General features: G+C 59.1%; 16 protein-coding genes. 9 read left to right on the top strand and 7 right to left on the bottom strand.

Going from position 1 to position 15,378, the window contains the following annotated elements:
* Positions 1 to 36: 36 nt before the first annotated feature.
* The 3 genes from uspE to ogt all read right to left on the bottom strand — a co-directional run bounded on the left by uspE (position 37) and on the right by ogt (position 2,589).
* Positions 37 to 987 carry a universal stress protein UspE gene (gene uspE / locus HF679_RS05235; protein WP_123754548.1) on the bottom strand — a complete coding sequence of 317 codons (951 nt, stop codon included), beginning with the start codon at positions 985 to 987 and terminating at the stop codon, positions 37 to 39.
* Between the two features lie 138 nt (positions 988 to 1,125).
* Positions 1,126 to 1,878: a fumarate/nitrate reduction transcriptional regulator Fnr gene (gene fnr, locus HF679_RS05240; RefSeq protein ID WP_004862555.1), complete on the bottom strand. Its 753-nt coding sequence runs from the start codon at positions 1,876 to 1,878 to the stop codon at positions 1,126 to 1,128.
* A 195-nt stretch (positions 1,879 to 2,073) separates the two neighbouring features.
* Positions 2,074 to 2,589, bottom strand: a complete 516-nt coding sequence (gene ogt / locus HF679_RS05245) for a methylated-DNA--[protein]-cysteine S-methyltransferase (RefSeq protein WP_154143902.1) — start codon at positions 2,587 to 2,589, stop codon at positions 2,074 to 2,076.
* 136 nt (positions 2,590 to 2,725) lie between these two features.
* Here ogt and HF679_RS05250 point away from each other — a divergent pair, with 136 nt between their 5' ends.
* Positions 2,726 to 2,992 (top strand): hypothetical protein, encoded by a 267-nt coding sequence (locus HF679_RS05250; protein WP_123754546.1) that lies wholly within the window; start codon positions 2,726 to 2,728, stop codon positions 2,990 to 2,992.
* Between the two features lie 230 nt (positions 2,993 to 3,222).
* Here HF679_RS05250 and abgT read toward each other — a convergent pair whose 3' ends face one another.
* The 3 genes from abgT to HF679_RS05265 are packed head-to-tail and all read right to left on the bottom strand — an operon-like array spanning position 3,223 to position 7,564.
* Entirely contained in the window at positions 3,223 to 4,749 is a 1,527-nt protein-coding gene (abgT, locus tag HF679_RS05255) for a p-aminobenzoyl-glutamate transporter (RefSeq protein WP_123754545.1), read from the bottom strand.
* Positions 4,750 to 4,808: 59 nt separating this feature from the next.
* Positions 4,809 to 6,254: a M20 family metallopeptidase gene (locus tag HF679_RS05260; protein WP_123754544.1), complete on the bottom strand. Its 1,446-nt coding sequence runs from the start codon at positions 6,252 to 6,254 to the stop codon at positions 4,809 to 4,811.
* A complete protein-coding gene (locus HF679_RS05265; protein WP_187042680.1) occupies positions 6,254 to 7,564 on the bottom strand; it encodes a M20 family metallo-hydrolase in 1,311 nt (436 codons plus the stop codon). The genes HF679_RS05260 and HF679_RS05265 overlap by 1 nt, the downstream gene beginning before the upstream one ends.
* 166 nt (positions 7,565 to 7,730) lie before the next feature.
* Between HF679_RS05265 and HF679_RS05270 the strand changes: the two genes are divergently transcribed.
* Positions 7,731 to 8,642 carry a LysR family transcriptional regulator gene (locus tag HF679_RS05270; protein ID WP_123754542.1) on the top strand — a complete coding sequence of 304 codons (912 nt, stop codon included), beginning with the start codon at positions 7,731 to 7,733 and terminating at the stop codon, positions 8,640 to 8,642.
* A 99-nt stretch (positions 8,643 to 8,741) separates the two neighbouring features.
* Positions 8,742 to 9,305 (top strand): DNA endonuclease SmrA, encoded by a 564-nt coding sequence (gene smrA / locus HF679_RS05275; protein WP_187042681.1) that lies wholly within the window; start codon positions 8,742 to 8,744, stop codon positions 9,303 to 9,305.
* Here smrA and HF679_RS05280 read toward each other — a convergent pair.
* A complete protein-coding gene (locus tag HF679_RS05280; protein WP_123754540.1) occupies positions 9,302 to 10,108 on the bottom strand; it encodes an IclR family transcriptional regulator C-terminal domain-containing protein in 807 nt (268 codons plus the stop codon). The two genes, smrA and HF679_RS05280, sit on opposite strands and share 4 nt — an antisense overlap.
* Positions 10,109 to 10,275: 167 nt before the next feature.
* Here HF679_RS05280 and HF679_RS05285 point away from each other — a divergent pair, with 167 nt between their 5' ends.
* Genes HF679_RS05285 through pcaC form a run of 6 tightly spaced genes read left to right on the top strand, consistent with a single transcriptional unit; the run spans position 10,276 to position 15,340 of the window.
* Positions 10,276 to 10,962 (top strand): 3-oxoacid CoA-transferase subunit A, encoded by a 687-nt coding sequence (locus HF679_RS05285; protein WP_154143897.1) that lies wholly within the window; start codon positions 10,276 to 10,278, stop codon positions 10,960 to 10,962.
* Between the two features lie 10 nt (positions 10,963 to 10,972).
* On the top strand, positions 10,973 to 11,629 hold the full coding sequence (locus tag HF679_RS05290; protein WP_123754538.1) for a 3-oxoacid CoA-transferase subunit B: 657 nt from the start codon (positions 10,973 to 10,975) through the stop codon (positions 11,627 to 11,629).
* A 10-nt stretch (positions 11,630 to 11,639) separates the two neighbouring features.
* Complete coding sequence (pcaF, locus tag HF679_RS05295) at positions 11,640 to 12,842, top strand: 3-oxoadipyl-CoA thiolase (protein WP_187043029.1); 1,203 nt, start codon at positions 11,640 to 11,642, stop codon at positions 12,840 to 12,842.
* 9 nt (positions 12,843 to 12,851) lie between these two features.
* On the top strand, positions 12,852 to 14,204 hold the full coding sequence (locus HF679_RS05300; protein ID WP_154143896.1) for a 3-carboxy-cis,cis-muconate cycloisomerase: 1,353 nt from the start codon (positions 12,852 to 12,854) through the stop codon (positions 14,202 to 14,204).
* Entirely contained in the window at positions 14,194 to 14,958 is a 765-nt protein-coding gene (gene pcaD / locus HF679_RS05305) for a 3-oxoadipate enol-lactonase (protein WP_123754535.1), read from the top strand. The genes HF679_RS05300 and pcaD overlap by 11 nt, the downstream gene beginning before the upstream one ends.
* Entirely contained in the window at positions 14,951 to 15,340 is a 390-nt protein-coding gene (gene pcaC, locus HF679_RS05310) for a 4-carboxymuconolactone decarboxylase (RefSeq protein WP_187042682.1), read from the top strand. Before pcaD ends, pcaC begins: the two co-directional genes overlap by 8 nt.
* Positions 15,341 to 15,378 lie beyond the last annotated feature (38 nt).

Genomic DNA, 15,378 nt, shown 5'->3' on the forward strand with positions numbered 1-15,378 from the left:
GATACAGTGACGTACGCCGGTAATTCAGCGGCGATATTAATCGTCGTCTTCGTCGTCCATTTCAACCGGGGTTTTGTATTGTTCCGGCTTGAGTACCAGCAGATCGCAGCGTAGATGGTCGATTACCTGCTCGGCGGTATTGCCGAGAAACGCCGCCGATATCCCGGTACGCCCGACGGTACCCAGCACGACAATCCCCGCCTGCAGATGCTCAGAGAGGTCAGGGATCACCTCTTCAGGTAGCCCTTTCTCTACGTGGGTGCGGTTTTCGTCAATGCCAAATTTTTGTCGCAGCGCTTTCATCGCCAGCAGATGCTGGCCGCGAATCGCGTCGTTGTAGATACTCGGGTCAAAATCGGGAAGCTCAATAGCGATGTTGATCGGAGTGACCGGATAGGCACCGACCAGATGGACTTCGGTATGGTTGACCTGGTCCGCCAGCTCCAGCGTTTCTTTGACTAACTTCTCGTTTAACGCGTCGTGATAGTTCTCTTCACTGGCAAGGTTCACCGCCACCAGCGCTTTGCCGCCTTCCGGCCACGGCTGGTCTTTGACCATCCACACCGGGCAGGGACATTTGCGCAGCAGATGCCAGTCGGTAGGGGTGAAAATCACCGCCTCCAGCTTGTCATGCTGGTGCGCCATCTTCAGCAGTAAATCGTGTTTGTCGGTGAGGATCTCCTGGATAATGGCTTCGAAGGGTCGGTTGTGCCACACCACTTTAATGTCGATCGGAATACCGGACTCGATATAAAACCGCGCCTGCTCTTTGATCCAGGCACTACGTTGACTGATGACACCCTGACGCATCGCCGTACGCTCATCGGGCGATAGCAGCGTGGTCATCTCATAGGAAAAATCATAGATCGGCAAAAAGGCTTTGATGCGTCCACCAATCCGTTGGTGTAGATACACCGCACGCCGCAATGCAGGCTGGTCGTCCTGATTGGGGTCGATTACTACCAGCATGTTCTGATACTTCGCCATACAGGGTCTCCTTACAACTGTAACCACAGTCTGTAATTAAAAAGATAACCTATATGGATGAAATGAAACAGGGGATGACCCTGGCCAGATCAACAAATCAGGAAAAAATTAGCGATCTGGCAAGGGAAAAGCGAAGGGTCAGGCGACGTTGCGGGCCTGGCCGGCGAGTTGCGCAAGCAGGTCGCTGTTCTCGATGGTGATGTATTTGCCTTTTACTGCCAGCATACCGCTTTTCTGGAAACGGCCCAGCAGGCGGCTGATGGTCTCTACCGTCAGACCCAGGTAGTTACCGATATCGCCGCGGGTCATCGTCAGACGGAACTCACGAGGTGAGAAGCCGCGCTGCGCGAAACGACGGGACAGATTGTAGATAAAGGCCGCCAGGCGCTCTTCTGCATTCTTTTTGGAAAGCAGCAGAATCATATCCTGATCGCCCTTAATCTCGCCGCTCATCAGACGCATCATCTGCTGACGCAGGTTCGGCATTTTTCCGGAAAGATCGTCCAGCGTTTCGAAAGGAATTTCGCAGACCATTGAGGTTTCCAGCGCTTGCGCAAAGCTCGGGTGCAGCGCGGTGCCGATAGCATCAAAACCGACTAAATCGCCCGCCAGATGGAAACCGGTAATCTGTTCGTCACCTTGTTCGGTGATCGTGTAGCTCTTGATGGTACCAGAACGGATCGCATACAGAGATTTCAGCTCATCACCAGCTTTGAACAGGGTCTGTCCTTTCTGGATAGGCTTTTTACGCTCGATGATATTATCCAGCTGATCAAGCTCGTGCTCGTTCAGAGTAAAAGGGATGCAAAGCTGGCTAATGCTGCAATCCTGACAATGGATTGCGCAACCGCCAGACTGAATGCGTCGAATAATTCTCTTTTCTGGGATCATAAGTCTGCTCAAGCCTTAATTGATATTGGTCAATTTTAACATCTTTTTGGTGAGCAGGTAAGCCTCGAACCGGTGAAACACGTAATATTAAAAGGGTAAATGCAATATTACTTTTATCTTATTGATAATAGGCAATATGTTTACCCGAAATTGATTGTAAAGTTGCCTGATGATTCCGATAAAAGGCACAGAGCGCTAAAGCAGCAAATACCCTTCATGGCGCAATAACCACTCTTTACGCTGCACGCCACCGGCATAACCGGTCATGGTGCCGTTACGGCCAATCACCCGATGACAGGGCACGACGATACTGATCGGATTGGAGCCATTGGCGGCACCCACCGCGCGGGCAGCACCAGGGCGGCCTAATGTTTCAGCCAGCTGACCATAATGCATGACGTGTCCGCAGGGGATGGTGCGCAGGGTTTGCCAGACTTCACGCTGAAACGGTGTGCCCGCCGTGGCCGTGGGTAAGGTGGCAATGACATCGAGGTCGCCGACAAAGTAGGCGTCGAGCTTACGGCTTAAGCCACCAGGGTCACGGGTTGAAACACGTTGGTAGCCTTCGCCGCGATAGTGCAGATCCAGCAGCTGCTCCATACGCTCACTATGCTCTTCCCATTCAACGGCGCGCAGGCGGAACTGCTCGTCACAGATAATCCATAATGGCCCCAGCGGGGTATCAATTTTGTCCTGAAGCAGTACCAGCATCGTTTCTCCCTATCGTCTGTGCCGCGAAATAATCGCGGTAGTATCACAACAAGATATCACGTCGTCTTTACCGGCAACTATACTCCTGAAAGAGAATCACCAGCACGGTGATGAAGGGCGGTACCTGGGGGAGAAAATGGCGCTATTTTTCAATCTTGAGTCGTCTTCGAAAACCGATTACTGGCACCATATATTCACGCCAGTGATGTTTATTTTTGTATTAATTACGCCGCGCGTAGGCAAAGGGTTTTTGTTACTTTTGCTTCGCGGCGAATTCCCCTGTGCGGAGGAGCGTCCTGTTCATTTTTCTCTGCAGTTTGTCATACGCACGCGAATTAGTGAGAACGGGCTAATTCACCGGGAGGCACCCGGCGCCGCCAATAAATATACAGGCATTCCTTGAGTCAATTATTTTGCCAACACCCCGGTGTTGGCATTTTTTTGCCAACCTAAAAGGTAACGATATGCAATACATTCTGACTGGGATTGTAATCTTAATTATCAGTGCGTTGTTGATTAACGCTGCCTCTATGATGGTCGAGTCTGTTTATAAGACGCTGAAAGGGATGCAGTTTAAGAAGAAGCATTTTTGATACTGATGGTGGCCAGACGCTGGCCACCTCGTTCTTTCCGTTAGTGCAGACGCGGGTAAATGCCCGGACCAATCGGTAAACCAAGCCAGTACCACGCCACCAGCATCAGCAGCCAGACCACGAGGAATATCAGCGGGTAGGGCAGCACCAGCGAATAGTAGGTCCCGAGTTTTGCATCCGCGCGATAGCGTTGCAGGAAGCCGAGAAACAGCGGAACAAACGGCGATACCGGCGCCAGCGGCAGCACCGAGGAATCGGCGATACGAAACAGGATCTGCGCAAAGGCCGGGTGAAAACCAAGCAGCATAAACATCGGCACGAAGATCGGCGCCAGAATGGACCAGATTGCCGAACCGCTGGCAATAAACATGCACAAAAACGCCGACAGCAGCGCCAGGCCCACAAAAGCCGGAATGCCGTTTAATCCGGCGTGCTCCAGCAGGTCAGTCAGCCCCACCGCCATAAATTTCCCCATATTGCTCCAGTTGAAAATGGCAACAAACTGGGCCAGCGGGAACACCATCACGATAAACCCGGCCATCTCTTTCATCGGCTCGATCATTAACGGCGGTAAATCGGCCTGACGACGAATTTTCCCGGTGGCGATACCGTACGCCAGGGAGACGAAAAAGAAGAAAAAGATGATCAGCGGCACAATGCCTTTAATAAACGGTGAGGGCATGACCGTGTGGGCGACGGGATCGCGCAAAATGCCGTTCTCCGGCACCACCATAATGGCAATCAGGGCGATAAACACCAGCGCCGCAATCCCGGCGACCCGTAGCCCAAACCGTTGCTCCGGCGTCAGCGCCTGCAGGGCGTCCTCGCTACGGCCTTCCCATTTCCCCAACCGCGGCTCAATAAGCTTATCGGTGATCAGGCCACCCACCAGGGTCAGCACGATCACCGAACTGGCCATAAAGTACCAGTTATCGATTACGCTGACGTGCAGCGAGCCATCGAGGGTTTTTGCCGCCTCGGTGCTAATTCCGGACAGCAGCACGTCGGTGGTGACGATCAGCAAATTTGCAGTAAACCCGCAGCCGACGCCGGCAATCGCCGCCAGCAGCCCGGCGACCGGATGCCGGCCAACGGCCAGGAACATCAATGCCCCCAACGGCGGCATAATCACCAGGGCGGCGTCAGACGAAATATGGCTGAAAAAGGCGATAAACAGCACCATATAGCTGGCGTAACGCGCGCTGACGTGGGAGGCCATTTTGACCATCAACGCCGGCAGCAGGCCCACCCGTTCGGCAAGCCCGGCGCCGAGCACCAGCGCGAGAATCGCTCCCAGCGGCGCAAACCCGCTGAAGTTCTTGATGACGTTAGGCAAAAACCAGTGCAGCCCGTCAATGCTCAGCAGGTTCTTCACCGCGACGGTGGACCCGTCCGTCGGGTTAATCACGCTGACATCAAAGGCCGAAAGTGCGGCGGTAGCCAGCGCCAACGCCACGATCAAATAGATAAACAGCAAAAAAGGGTGCGGGACCTTATTCCCTACCTTCTCAACCCAGCCATAGAGCTTCCCGGTGGGGGAAGGCGACGGTATGGATGACATACTCATGGGCATTCCTCAGTCGTCGTTGTGTTGGTTGTTATGTTGTTGTGTTGGTTATGGTTTTATTATTTTAAAGGTGACGGTGTCACGTCTTGCGGGATCGGACAGTGATAGGGCCGCTCCGCCAGCTGCTGCGCCAGTTCTTGTTGACTGGCTTGTCGCAGCGCCGGGTCGCCGAGCAGGCGAATGGCCGTCGCCCCCAGCACTTTTCCCGCCAGCAGCATGCCCTTATGGGCAATGGCGGTTCGTCCCTGGCTCACCAGCTGCCAGCTGTGCAGCGGTGTCCCGATAGCAAAACAGGGGCTGAAGCACTGGGCAACCGGGGCTTTCCAGCTGACATCGCCCACGTCGGTTGACCCTGCCAGGATGTTGTCGGTCGCGCTCCAGGGGGCAACGTCGTCTGCCAGCAGGGCATCGCGATGGCGGCGGGCAAAGGTTTTTCCCGCTTCACCGCCGGTCATCGCGATATTGTTCAGGCTGTTGGTGCGGTCGTTTTCGCTAAGGGTCGCGCGGATCTCGCTGGCGAAGGCGCGATCCTCCTCGCTCCACGACGGGGTGCCAAAGTGGCAGAGTGCCTCATACATTGCCGCTTCCAGCGTGCGATTCGGCAGATAGCCGGAGCAGGCTTTTTCGAAGCGGCAGCTGACGGTGGTCTCGGTCATCAGCGCGGCGCCCTGAGCGATTTTTTCGATACGGGCGTAGATCTGCTGCACGTCCGCCATCTCCGGCGCACGAATCAAATAGAGCACTTCCGCCTGCGCCTGTACCACGTTTGGCGAAATACCGCCGCTGTCGGTGATGGCGTAGTGGACGCGCGCTTTCTCAATGATGTGCTCGTTGAGGAAGTTAGTGCCGGTGGTCATCAGGGTGACGGCATCGAGGGCGCTGCGGCCAAGATGCGGCGAATTAGCGGCATGAGCAGCGGTACCGCTGAAGCGCCAGGCCGCCTGAATATTGGCCAGCGTACTGGTGCTGAACATGCCGGCCCAGGCTTCCGGGTGCCACGTCAGGGCGGCATCGACATCGTCAAACAGCCCCTCGCGAACCATAAAGGTTTTGCCGGAACCACCTTCTTCGCCAGGGCAGCCGTAGAAACGCAGGGTGCCGCTGCCGCCATGCTGTTGTAGCCAGTTTTTGCCGGCCACCGCGGCAGCAAAGGCGGCGGTGCCCAGCAGGTTATGCCCACAGCCGTGGCCATTTTCACCCGGCGTGTCGCTGGTCTGATGCGCGCAGTGCGCCTGCTGGCTCAGTCCCGCCAGCGCATCATATTCCCCCAGCAGGGCGATAACCGGTTTGCCGTGACCGACGCTGGCAATAAAGGCGTTAGGGATCCCGCCGGCGTCAAGGGTAAGCTGAAACCCTTCGGCTTCGAGCGCCGCCGCCAGCCGTCCGGCGGACCAGAACTCTTCAAAGCGTGTTTCCGGGTGATCCCAGATCTCATCGGCGATGGCGCTAAACTCAGCCGCGCGTGCATCGATGGTCTCATCGACAAAGCGATAGATATTCTCCATTACACACCTCGCTGCCAGGGAAAATTAAGGGCGGTGAGCGCTAAGGTTTCAACGGCCATGGCCATAACGCTCTCATCGAAATCGAACCGCTCGTTGTGGTGCCCGGCGCTGAGCTCGGTGCCAAAAATCATGTACGAGGCGAGACCGTTCTGCTCCTGCACCCGGGCCATCATCAGGGTGGCATCTTCCGAACCAGCCGGGGCGGCGATACGGTCGATGGCCTGTTCAACCCCCGGGACCTGGGCGGCCTGTTCGCGCAGATAGTTGACCCATGCCGGTGAAGGCGCGCTGGAGGTCGCGGCTCCCATCAACCGGACGTTGACGCTGGCACCGTACATCGCCGCGGCACCGTCGATCACCGCCTGTGCCCGATCAAAGACATACTGGTTGATAGCTTCGGTTTCACCGCGGGTTTCGACCTTGAGCAGGGCGCCGGAAGGGACCACATTGCGGCCGGTACCCGCCTGCATCACCCCGACGTTGACCCTTGAGGCCCCCGCGCTGTGTGGGGCGATAGCGTGCAGACCAAGTGCCGCCTGGGCGGCGGCAAGCAGGGCGTTACGACCGTCTTCCGGTTTGCCGCCCGCGTGCGCGGCGACGCCGGTGAACTCAACGTCGAATTTGGTGGTCGCCATGAAATTATCCCCACCGCACACCACCGTACCGACCGGCACGCCGGTGCCGATATGAATCGCGGTGAAGTAATCGACGTTGTCGAGCACCCCTGCCGCGACCATCGCCCGCGCCCCGCGGGTACCTTCTTCGGCAGGCTGGAAGATCAGTTTAATCACCCCGTTTAGCCGGTCGGCATAGTGCTTCAGCACGTGGGCCAGACCGAGGCCAATTGCGGTGTGGCCATCATGGCCGCAGGCGTGCATCATCCCCTGGTTGCAGGAGGCAAAGTGCTCGCGGTACGGGCGGTGATGGTCATCGGTCTGTTCGTTCAGGTCGAGGGCGTCCATATCGACCCTAAAGGCCAGCGTCGGCCCGGGACGCCCGGTATCCAGGGTCGCGACCACTCCGGTGAAGCCGCCTTCAAAGGCGCTCAGCCACGGCTCCGGCGCACCCTGTTCACGGGCGCGTAAAAAGGCGCTGGCGAGGGTCGCCTCATCCGGCAATCCCATGCGGCTCCCGGCATCGATGACATCGCGGCCCAGCGCCAGGTCATAGCCCAGCCGATGTAAGATCTCAGCGACCTTGCTGGCGGTACGAAACTCGAGCCAGCCGGACTCGGCATAGTGGTGTAAATCGCGACGCCATTGCGTCATTTCCGGCACCAGCTGGCGGATGTATTCATTGAGTAGCGGCATAACCAGGTCCTGTCATATTTAAAAATGTGATGTTGTTCACGGTGTGATAGCTTTTACTTATCACTGGCGGGTTTTTCGTCAGTACATTCTTACGTTGCCACAACAGTTTGCATTACAGTAGATGCCATTTTCTTCTGTTTGATAAATGACGGTTATCACCACGACGATGTCTTTTCAGATTAAATTTCATCAAATTCGCGCCTTCGTTGAGGTCGCGCGCCAGGGCAGCATTCGCGGCGCCAGCCGCGCCCTGGCGCTGTCGCAACCGGCGTTGACCAAGGCGATCAAAGAGCTGGAAGAGGGGCTGTCGGCTCAGCTGTTCGTGCGCCGCAGCCAGGGGGTATCGCTGACGGAGAATGGCGAAAGCTTCTATCAGCATGCCAGCCTGATTATCGAGGAGCTACGGGCAGCGCAGGAGGATCTGCTGCAACGCCAGGGGGCGCTGACCGGGCAGATTAATATTGGCCTGGGCGCCAGCGTCGCGCGTTCGCTGATGCCCTCGGTGATTTGCCGTTTCCATCAGCAGCATCCGCTGGTGAAGGTGCGGATCATGGAAGGCCAGTTGCTGTCGATGATCAACGAACTGCGTCAGGGCGAACTCGACTTCACCATCAATACCTACTATCCCGGCCCCTACGACCACGAATTTAGCTTTGAAAAGCTGTTTGAAAAGCCGTTTGCGGTTTTCGCCCGCACCGGGCATCCCGCGGCGCAGGCCACCTCCATCGATGCGCTGCTGGACTACAGCTGGACCATGCCGACGCCGCGCGGCAGCTACTTTAAACAGCTTCAGGATCTGTTCAGCCACCGGGCGCAGATCCCCCACGTCGGCATCGTGTGCGAAACCTTCTCCTCCTGCATCAGCCTGGTGGTGCAGAGCGATTTTCTCAGCATTTTGCCGGTGGAGCTGGGAAGCGACCCGATGATTGCCGACAAGCTGGTGATGATTAACGTGCGCGAAACGTTGCCCAAAGCGACCTATTACCTGATCCAGCGGCGGGATATGCGCCAGACGCCGTTGACCGCATCGCTGATCACCCAGTTTCGTCGCCAGAGTCGTCACCAGTTTCCTGACTGAAGCGCCACGGTTCACTTTGCCAGCGGTTGTCGACAAACGCATTGAGCCGCCAGGGCGCGGCGGCTATAGTAGCCCTCGGTAGTAGCCGGAGGAGTGCTCATGAATCTTGACGACAAATCGCTATTTCTTGGCGCCATGGAAGATGTCCAGCCGCTGAAGCGCGGGAATGACGTGCACTGGCATCCCGAGCGCAATAGCCGCCCGGCGCAGCGTCTGGATATCCTGCAGTTGGATAACATGCTCACCACCGGTTATCTCGATATTGTGCCGCTGGCGACGCCGCTGGAATTTAAACGTGAAGGGCTGCAAAACGGCGTGCTGGACAAGCTGCGGCTGGGGAAATATAGCCAGCAGGCCAGCCTGAACCTGCTGCGTCAGCCGGTTGAGCAGTGCCGGCAGATGCTGTTTGCTTTTATCGTGCAGGCGCAAAAAGAAGCGTTGCGCAACGTGCTGATCGTCCACGGCAAAGGGCGGGAGGATAACGCCCACGGCAATATCATTCGCAGCTATCTGGCGCGCTGGCTGGTCGAACTGCCCGAAGTCCAGGCGTTCTGCGTGGCCTCAGCGCACCATGGCGGCAGCGGGGCGTGCTACGTGGCGTTGCGCAAATCCGCCGAGGCGAAGCAGGAAACCTGGGAACGTCACGCCAAACGCAGCCGCTAGCGCAGCAACAGCGTCAGCTCGCGGGCCGCTTTTTGCAGCTCGGGCAGCACCCGCTCCACCATTTCCCGGGTAGACACCTGCCCGGCATGTACCCCGACGTTGAGCGCCGCCTGAACCTGACCCTGCGGGTTGAACAGCGGCACCGCCAGCGACCGTAGCCCCATCTCCAGCTCCTGATCGTTGAGCGCATAACCCTGCTGGTGCACGCGCTTGAGCTCGGCACGCAGCTTATTCACCGAATCCACCGTCTGCGGGGTATAGCGAATCATCGTTACCCGCGCCAGCATATCGTTCAGCTTCTCTTCCGGCTGGTGGCTTAACAGCACCCGGCCCATCGAGGTGGCCCAGGCCGGCAGGCGGCTGCCGATGTCGAGGTCGATGGTCATGATCCGCGAGCTGGAGGCGCGGGCAATGTACAGAATATCGTCGCCGTCGAGGGTGGCGATAGAGCAGGACTCGTTGAGCATCTCGCTCAGGTGCTTGAGCACCGGCTGCGCCGAGCGCGCCAGCGGCGTAGAGGCCAGCCACGCGTGACCGAGCGCCAGAATGCGCGGGCGCAGCTGGAAATTCTTACCATCTTCCGCGTAGACAAAACCCAGCTTACCCAGGGTGTACAGGCAGCGACGCACCGCCGCACGCGGGATCCCGGTCTTCTGACTGATTTGCGAGATCGACAACACCGGGCGCTGCGGGGTAAAGGCCTGAATCACTTCCAGCCCGCGAGCCAGTGAGGCCATAAAGTTCGGATCGCCCTTAAACGGATCGCTATCGCCCGTCAGAACATCGTCTGGATGCTTCTCCATTTTCTTCTCCATATTTGCCATCGATCACATTCTTTCGCTAAAGATATACGATGTTCGATTATCGCACCATATTTCGATTATCGCCCTTGACCAACATCGTTAAGCGGGTCACATTTTGTGCGAACAACGCATATAAGTGCGATTACCGCACATAAAGGAGCGACCTGATGATTGATAAAAGCGTGTCGACGCTAAGCGATGCCATCGCCGGGATTCACGACGGCGCGACCATCATGATCGGCGGCTTTGGCCCCGCCGGTCAGCCAACGTATCTGATTGATGCCCTGATTGAACAGGGCGCCCGTGACCTCACCATTATTAACAACAACGCGGGCAACGGGGAAGTTGGCCTCGCGGCGCTGCTGAAGGCCGGACGGGTGAGAAAGATGGTGTGCTCTTTCCCGCGTCAGGTGGACTCACAGATTTTTGACGACCTGTACCGCCGCGGCAAAGTCGAGCTGGAGCTGGTCCCGCAGGGCAATCTGGCCGCACGGATTCAGGCCGCTGGCGCCGGGCTGGGGGCGATTTTCACCCCGACCGGTTACGGCACGCCGCTGGCGGAAGGCAAAGAGACCCGCGAAATCGACGGCCGCCACTACGTGCTGGAGTATCCGATTAAGGCCGATTTTGCTCTGATCAAAGCCCATCAGGCGGACCGCTGGGGCAACCTGGTGTATCGCAAAGCGGCGCGCAACTTCGGGCCGATTATGGCCACCGCCGCCAAAACCACCATTGTGGAAGTCTCCGCGCTGGTGGGGCTTGGCGACCTTGACCCGGAAAACGTCATCACCCCGGGAATTTTTGTTCAGCGCGTCTTCTCGCTGGAAAACCTGAACGTTGCACTACGCGCCTGAGGAGCCAGACATGCAAAAACTAACCCGCGATGAAATGGCCCAGCGAGTTGCTCGCGATATCCCGGAAGGAGCCTATGTCAACCTCGGCATCGGTTTACCCACCCGCATCGCCAACTACCTGCCGAGCGATAAAGAAGTGTTCCTGCACAGCGAAAATGGCCTGCTGGGGATGGGCGCTCGTCCCGAACCAGGCGAAGAAGATCCTGAGCTGATTAACGCCGGCAAAGAGTACGTGACGCTGCTCAAAGGCGGCTGCTTCTTCCATCACGGCGACTCCTTCGCCATGATGCGCGGCGGCCATCTCGATATCTGCGTCCTCGGCGCATATCAGGTCTCTGCCACTGGCGATCTCGCCAACTGGAGCACCGGCGCCCCGGACTCGATTCCGGCGGTGGGCGGGGCGATGGATCTGGCTATCGGCGCGCGTCAGGTCTTTGTGATGATGGACCACCTGACCCGCGACGGCGAATGCAAACTGGTTGAACACTGCAGCTATCCGCTCACCGGCGTAGCCTGCGTCAGCCGGATTTACACCGACCTGGCGGTCATTGACATCACCCCAAACGGACCGGTCGTCCGGGAAATTTTTAACGGTCTCTCGTTTGAGGAACTGCAGCGCATCACGCCGGTGACGCTGACGTTCGAACTTCTGGCAGAAAGCGCGTAAGGAACCTATGATGAATCAGGCATTTATCTGTGATGCGGTGCGTACACCGTTCGGTCGTTTTGGTGGTACCCTGGCGCCGGTGCGCGCGGATGATTTAGGCGCTTTACCGCTGAAAGCGCTGCTGGAACGCCACCCGGGGCTCGATCCCGCGCGCATTGACGATGTGATCTACGGCTGTGCAAACCAGGCCGGGGAAGATAACCGCAACGTCGCGCGCATGGCGCTGCTGCTGGCCGGTTTTCCGCAAACGGTGCCAGGCAGCACCATCAACCGTCTGTGCGGCTCCAGCCTTGATGCGATCGGCGTCGCAGCGCGCGCCATTAAAAGCGGCGAAACTCAGTTGATGATTGCCGGCGGCGTAGAGAGCATGTCGCGGGCGCCTTTCGTGATGGGTAAGGCCGAGAACGCCTACAGCCGGAACATGCAGATTGAAGACACCACCATCGGCTGGCGTTTTATCAACGCCCGGATGAAAGCGCTGTACGGCGTGGATTCGATGCCGGAGACCGCCGAAAACGTGGCGACAGATTTTGGCATCTCGCGTGCCGATCAGGATGCTTTTGCGCTGCGCAGCCAGATGCGTACCGCTCAGGCGCAGGAAGCCGGGCGTTTCGACGACGAGCTGATTGCCGTCTCTATCCCCCAGCGGAAAGGCGAACCGCTGCTGTTTACCCGGGATGAGCATCCGCGCAGCACCTCCGCTGAGGCGCTGGCGAAACTTAAAGGCGTGGTGCGGCCGGACGGTTCGGTGACCGCCGGGAATGCCTCTGGCGTCAATGATGGCGCCTGTGCCTTGCTGCTGGCCAGCGAGCAGGCGCTCGCGGTCAACGACCTGCAACCGCTGGCGCGGGTCGTGGGTATTGCAACCGCAGGCGTGGCGCCGCGGATTATGGGATTTGGCCCGGCTCCGGCTGTGCGTAAGGTACTGGCGCAGACCGGGCTGACGCTGGGGCAGATGGACGTGATTGAACTGAACGAAGCGTTCGCCGCTCAGGCACTGGCCGTGACCCGCGATTTGGGGATGCCGGATGATGCGGCGCACGTCAATCCCAACGGCGGCGCGATTGCCCTCGGCCATCCTTTAGGGGCATCTGGCGGGCGTCTGGCCATGACCGCGGCCTACCAGCTGCGTCGCACCGGTGGCCGCTATGCGCTGTGCACCATGTGCATCGGCGTCGGCCAGGGGATTGCGCTGATTATTGAACGAGTGTAAGGAGCGCGAATGAGCTTGTTGACCCCAATGTTGCGCGGCAGTCCGCTGACCGACTGGTTTAGCGACGCGCAGCGGGTGCAGGGGATGCTGGATTTTGAAGCGGCGCTGGTCCGCGCGCAGGCCGCCTGCGGCATCGTGCCGGCGGCGGCGGTTGCCCCGATCGTCAACGCCTGCCAGCAGGCGCAGATCGATTTTCCCGCTCTCGGGCTGGCGGCGGCCAACGCCGGCAATCTGGCGATCCCGCTGGTAAAACAGCTGACGGCCAGGGTCAAAGCGCACGACGCCGAGGCCGCACGCTATGTTCACTGGGGAGCCACCAGTCAGGATGCTATCGACAGCGGTCTGGTGCTACAGCTGCGCGGCGCGCTCGACGACACCGACCAACTGCTTCAGCGGCTGATCGACGCTTTCGCTCAGCAGGCAGAGCGCTATCAACACACCGTGATGCCGGGCCGGACCTGGATGCAGCACGCGCTGCCGGTGACCTTCGGCCTGAAGCTGGCGGGCACCCTGGATGCATTACTGCGCTGGCAGCAGCGGCTGCGGGAGATGCGCCCGCGGGTGCTGGTGCTGCAGTTTGGCGGCGCGGCGGGCACGCTGGATTCGCTAAAAGCGGACGGTCCGCCGGTGGCGGAACAGCTGGCAACCCTGCTCCAGCTGGCGCTCCCGGACACGCCGTGGCACAGCCAGCGTGACCGGCTGCTGGAAGTCGGCGCCTGGTTCGCCGGCCTGTGCGGCACTCTCGGCAAATTTGCCAACGATTTCTCGTTACTGATGCAGACTGAAGTGGCGGAAGTGGGCGAGCCGGTAGCAGAAGGGCGCGGCGGTTCCTCCACCATGCCGCATAAGCGCAACCCGATCGCCTGCAGCGCCATTTTAACGGCCGCCCAGCGCACGCCCGGTCTGGTGGCGACGCTGTACGCCAGCCAGATCCAGCAGCATGAACGCGCGCTCGGCGGCTGGCAAGCCGAATGGGAGACTCTGCCGGAGCTGCTGATGCTGGTCGGCGGCGCGCTGGCGCAGAGTGAGATCCTGGTGCGCGACATGCAGGTCTTCCCGCAGAAAATGCGGGAAGACCTCGATATCACTCACGGGTTGATTATGGCGGAAGCGGTGACCCTGGCGCTGGCGGCGTTTATCGGCAAAGCCGATGCCCATCACTGCATTGAGGCGCTGTGTCGGCGGGCAATCGACGAGTCCCGCCCGTTGCTGACGCTGCTGGAGAACGACCCGCAGGTCAGCCAGCATCTCCCGACTTCCCGTTTAACGCAGCTGCTGGATCCGGCCACGGCCACCGGCAGCGCCGACTATTTTGTGCGCCAGGTGCTGGCGCGTTACAAGGAGCAACGGCATGAACCTTGATTATCAGCTGGACGGGCCGGAAGGCGCGCCGGTGATTGTGCTTTCGAACTCGCTGGGCACGACCCGTGAGATGTGGCAGCCGCAGCTCGCGGCCTTAACTCGCCAGTTCCGCGTGCTGCGTTATGATACCCACGGCCATGGTAAAACCAGCAAATCCGGCAAGGTGACGCTGGCGCAGCTCGGCGAAGATGTCATCGCGCTGCTCGACCACCTTAATATCGCCAAAGCCTGGTTCTGCGGTATCTCCATGGGCGGCCTGACCGGACTGTGGCTGGGCCGTTTTGCGCCTGAACGTTTTTACGGTATCGCGGTGGCCAACACCGCGGCGCGCATTGGCGATCAGGCCGGCTGGCTTTCCCGCGCCCGGGCCGTGCGTCAGGAAGGAATGGACGTGGTGGCGGCGGGGGCGGCGGACCGTTGGTTCACCGATCGCTTCCGGCAGCGCGCGCCGGAAGTGGTGGAGGCACTGTGCCATCAACTGACCCACAGCAACGCCGAAGGCTACGCCGAGTGTTGTGAAGCCCTGGCGGGCGCTGACCTGCGGGCAGAAGTCGGGCAAATCAGCGTGCCGACGCTGATTATCGCCGGGGAAAGTGACCCTGTCACTACTGTGGCGGATGCCAACTTCCTGCATCAACAGATCCCGGCATCGCAGGTGGTAGCGATCGCGGCATCGCACCTCTCCAGTATCGAATCACCGGCCGAATTTAGCGCCGCGCTGCTGGGCTTCTTCCAGGGGGAACAGCATGGATGATAAGGCGCGTTATGAGCGGGGTATGAAGGTGCGTCGCAAAGTGCTGGGCGATGCCCACGTTGACCGCACGCTGCACAATCTGACCCCGCTCAATGAAGAGTTTCAGGATTTTATTACCCGCTACGCGTGGGGCGAAACCTGGACCCGGCCCGGTCTGGACCATCACACCCGCAGCATGATCACCATCGCGATGCTGATTGCTCTCAACCGCGAGGCGGAGCTGAAAATGCATCTGCGGGCGGCGTTTAATAACGGCGTCACCCGCGATGAGCTGAAAGAGCTGATCATGCACTCGGCGCTCTACTGCGGCCTGCCGGCGGCCAATGCCACCTTGCATCTGGCGCAGCAGGTGTTCGATGAGCTGGACGGTAAAACGGCTTAATCCTGACGGTGCTGGCCGGTCGCAATGCGCGAGCCGGC

This window comes from Enterobacter sp. JUb54 (assembly GCF_014298075.1).
GTDB classification, from domain to species: Bacteria; Pseudomonadota; Gammaproteobacteria; order Enterobacterales; family Enterobacteriaceae; genus Klebsiella; species Klebsiella lignicola.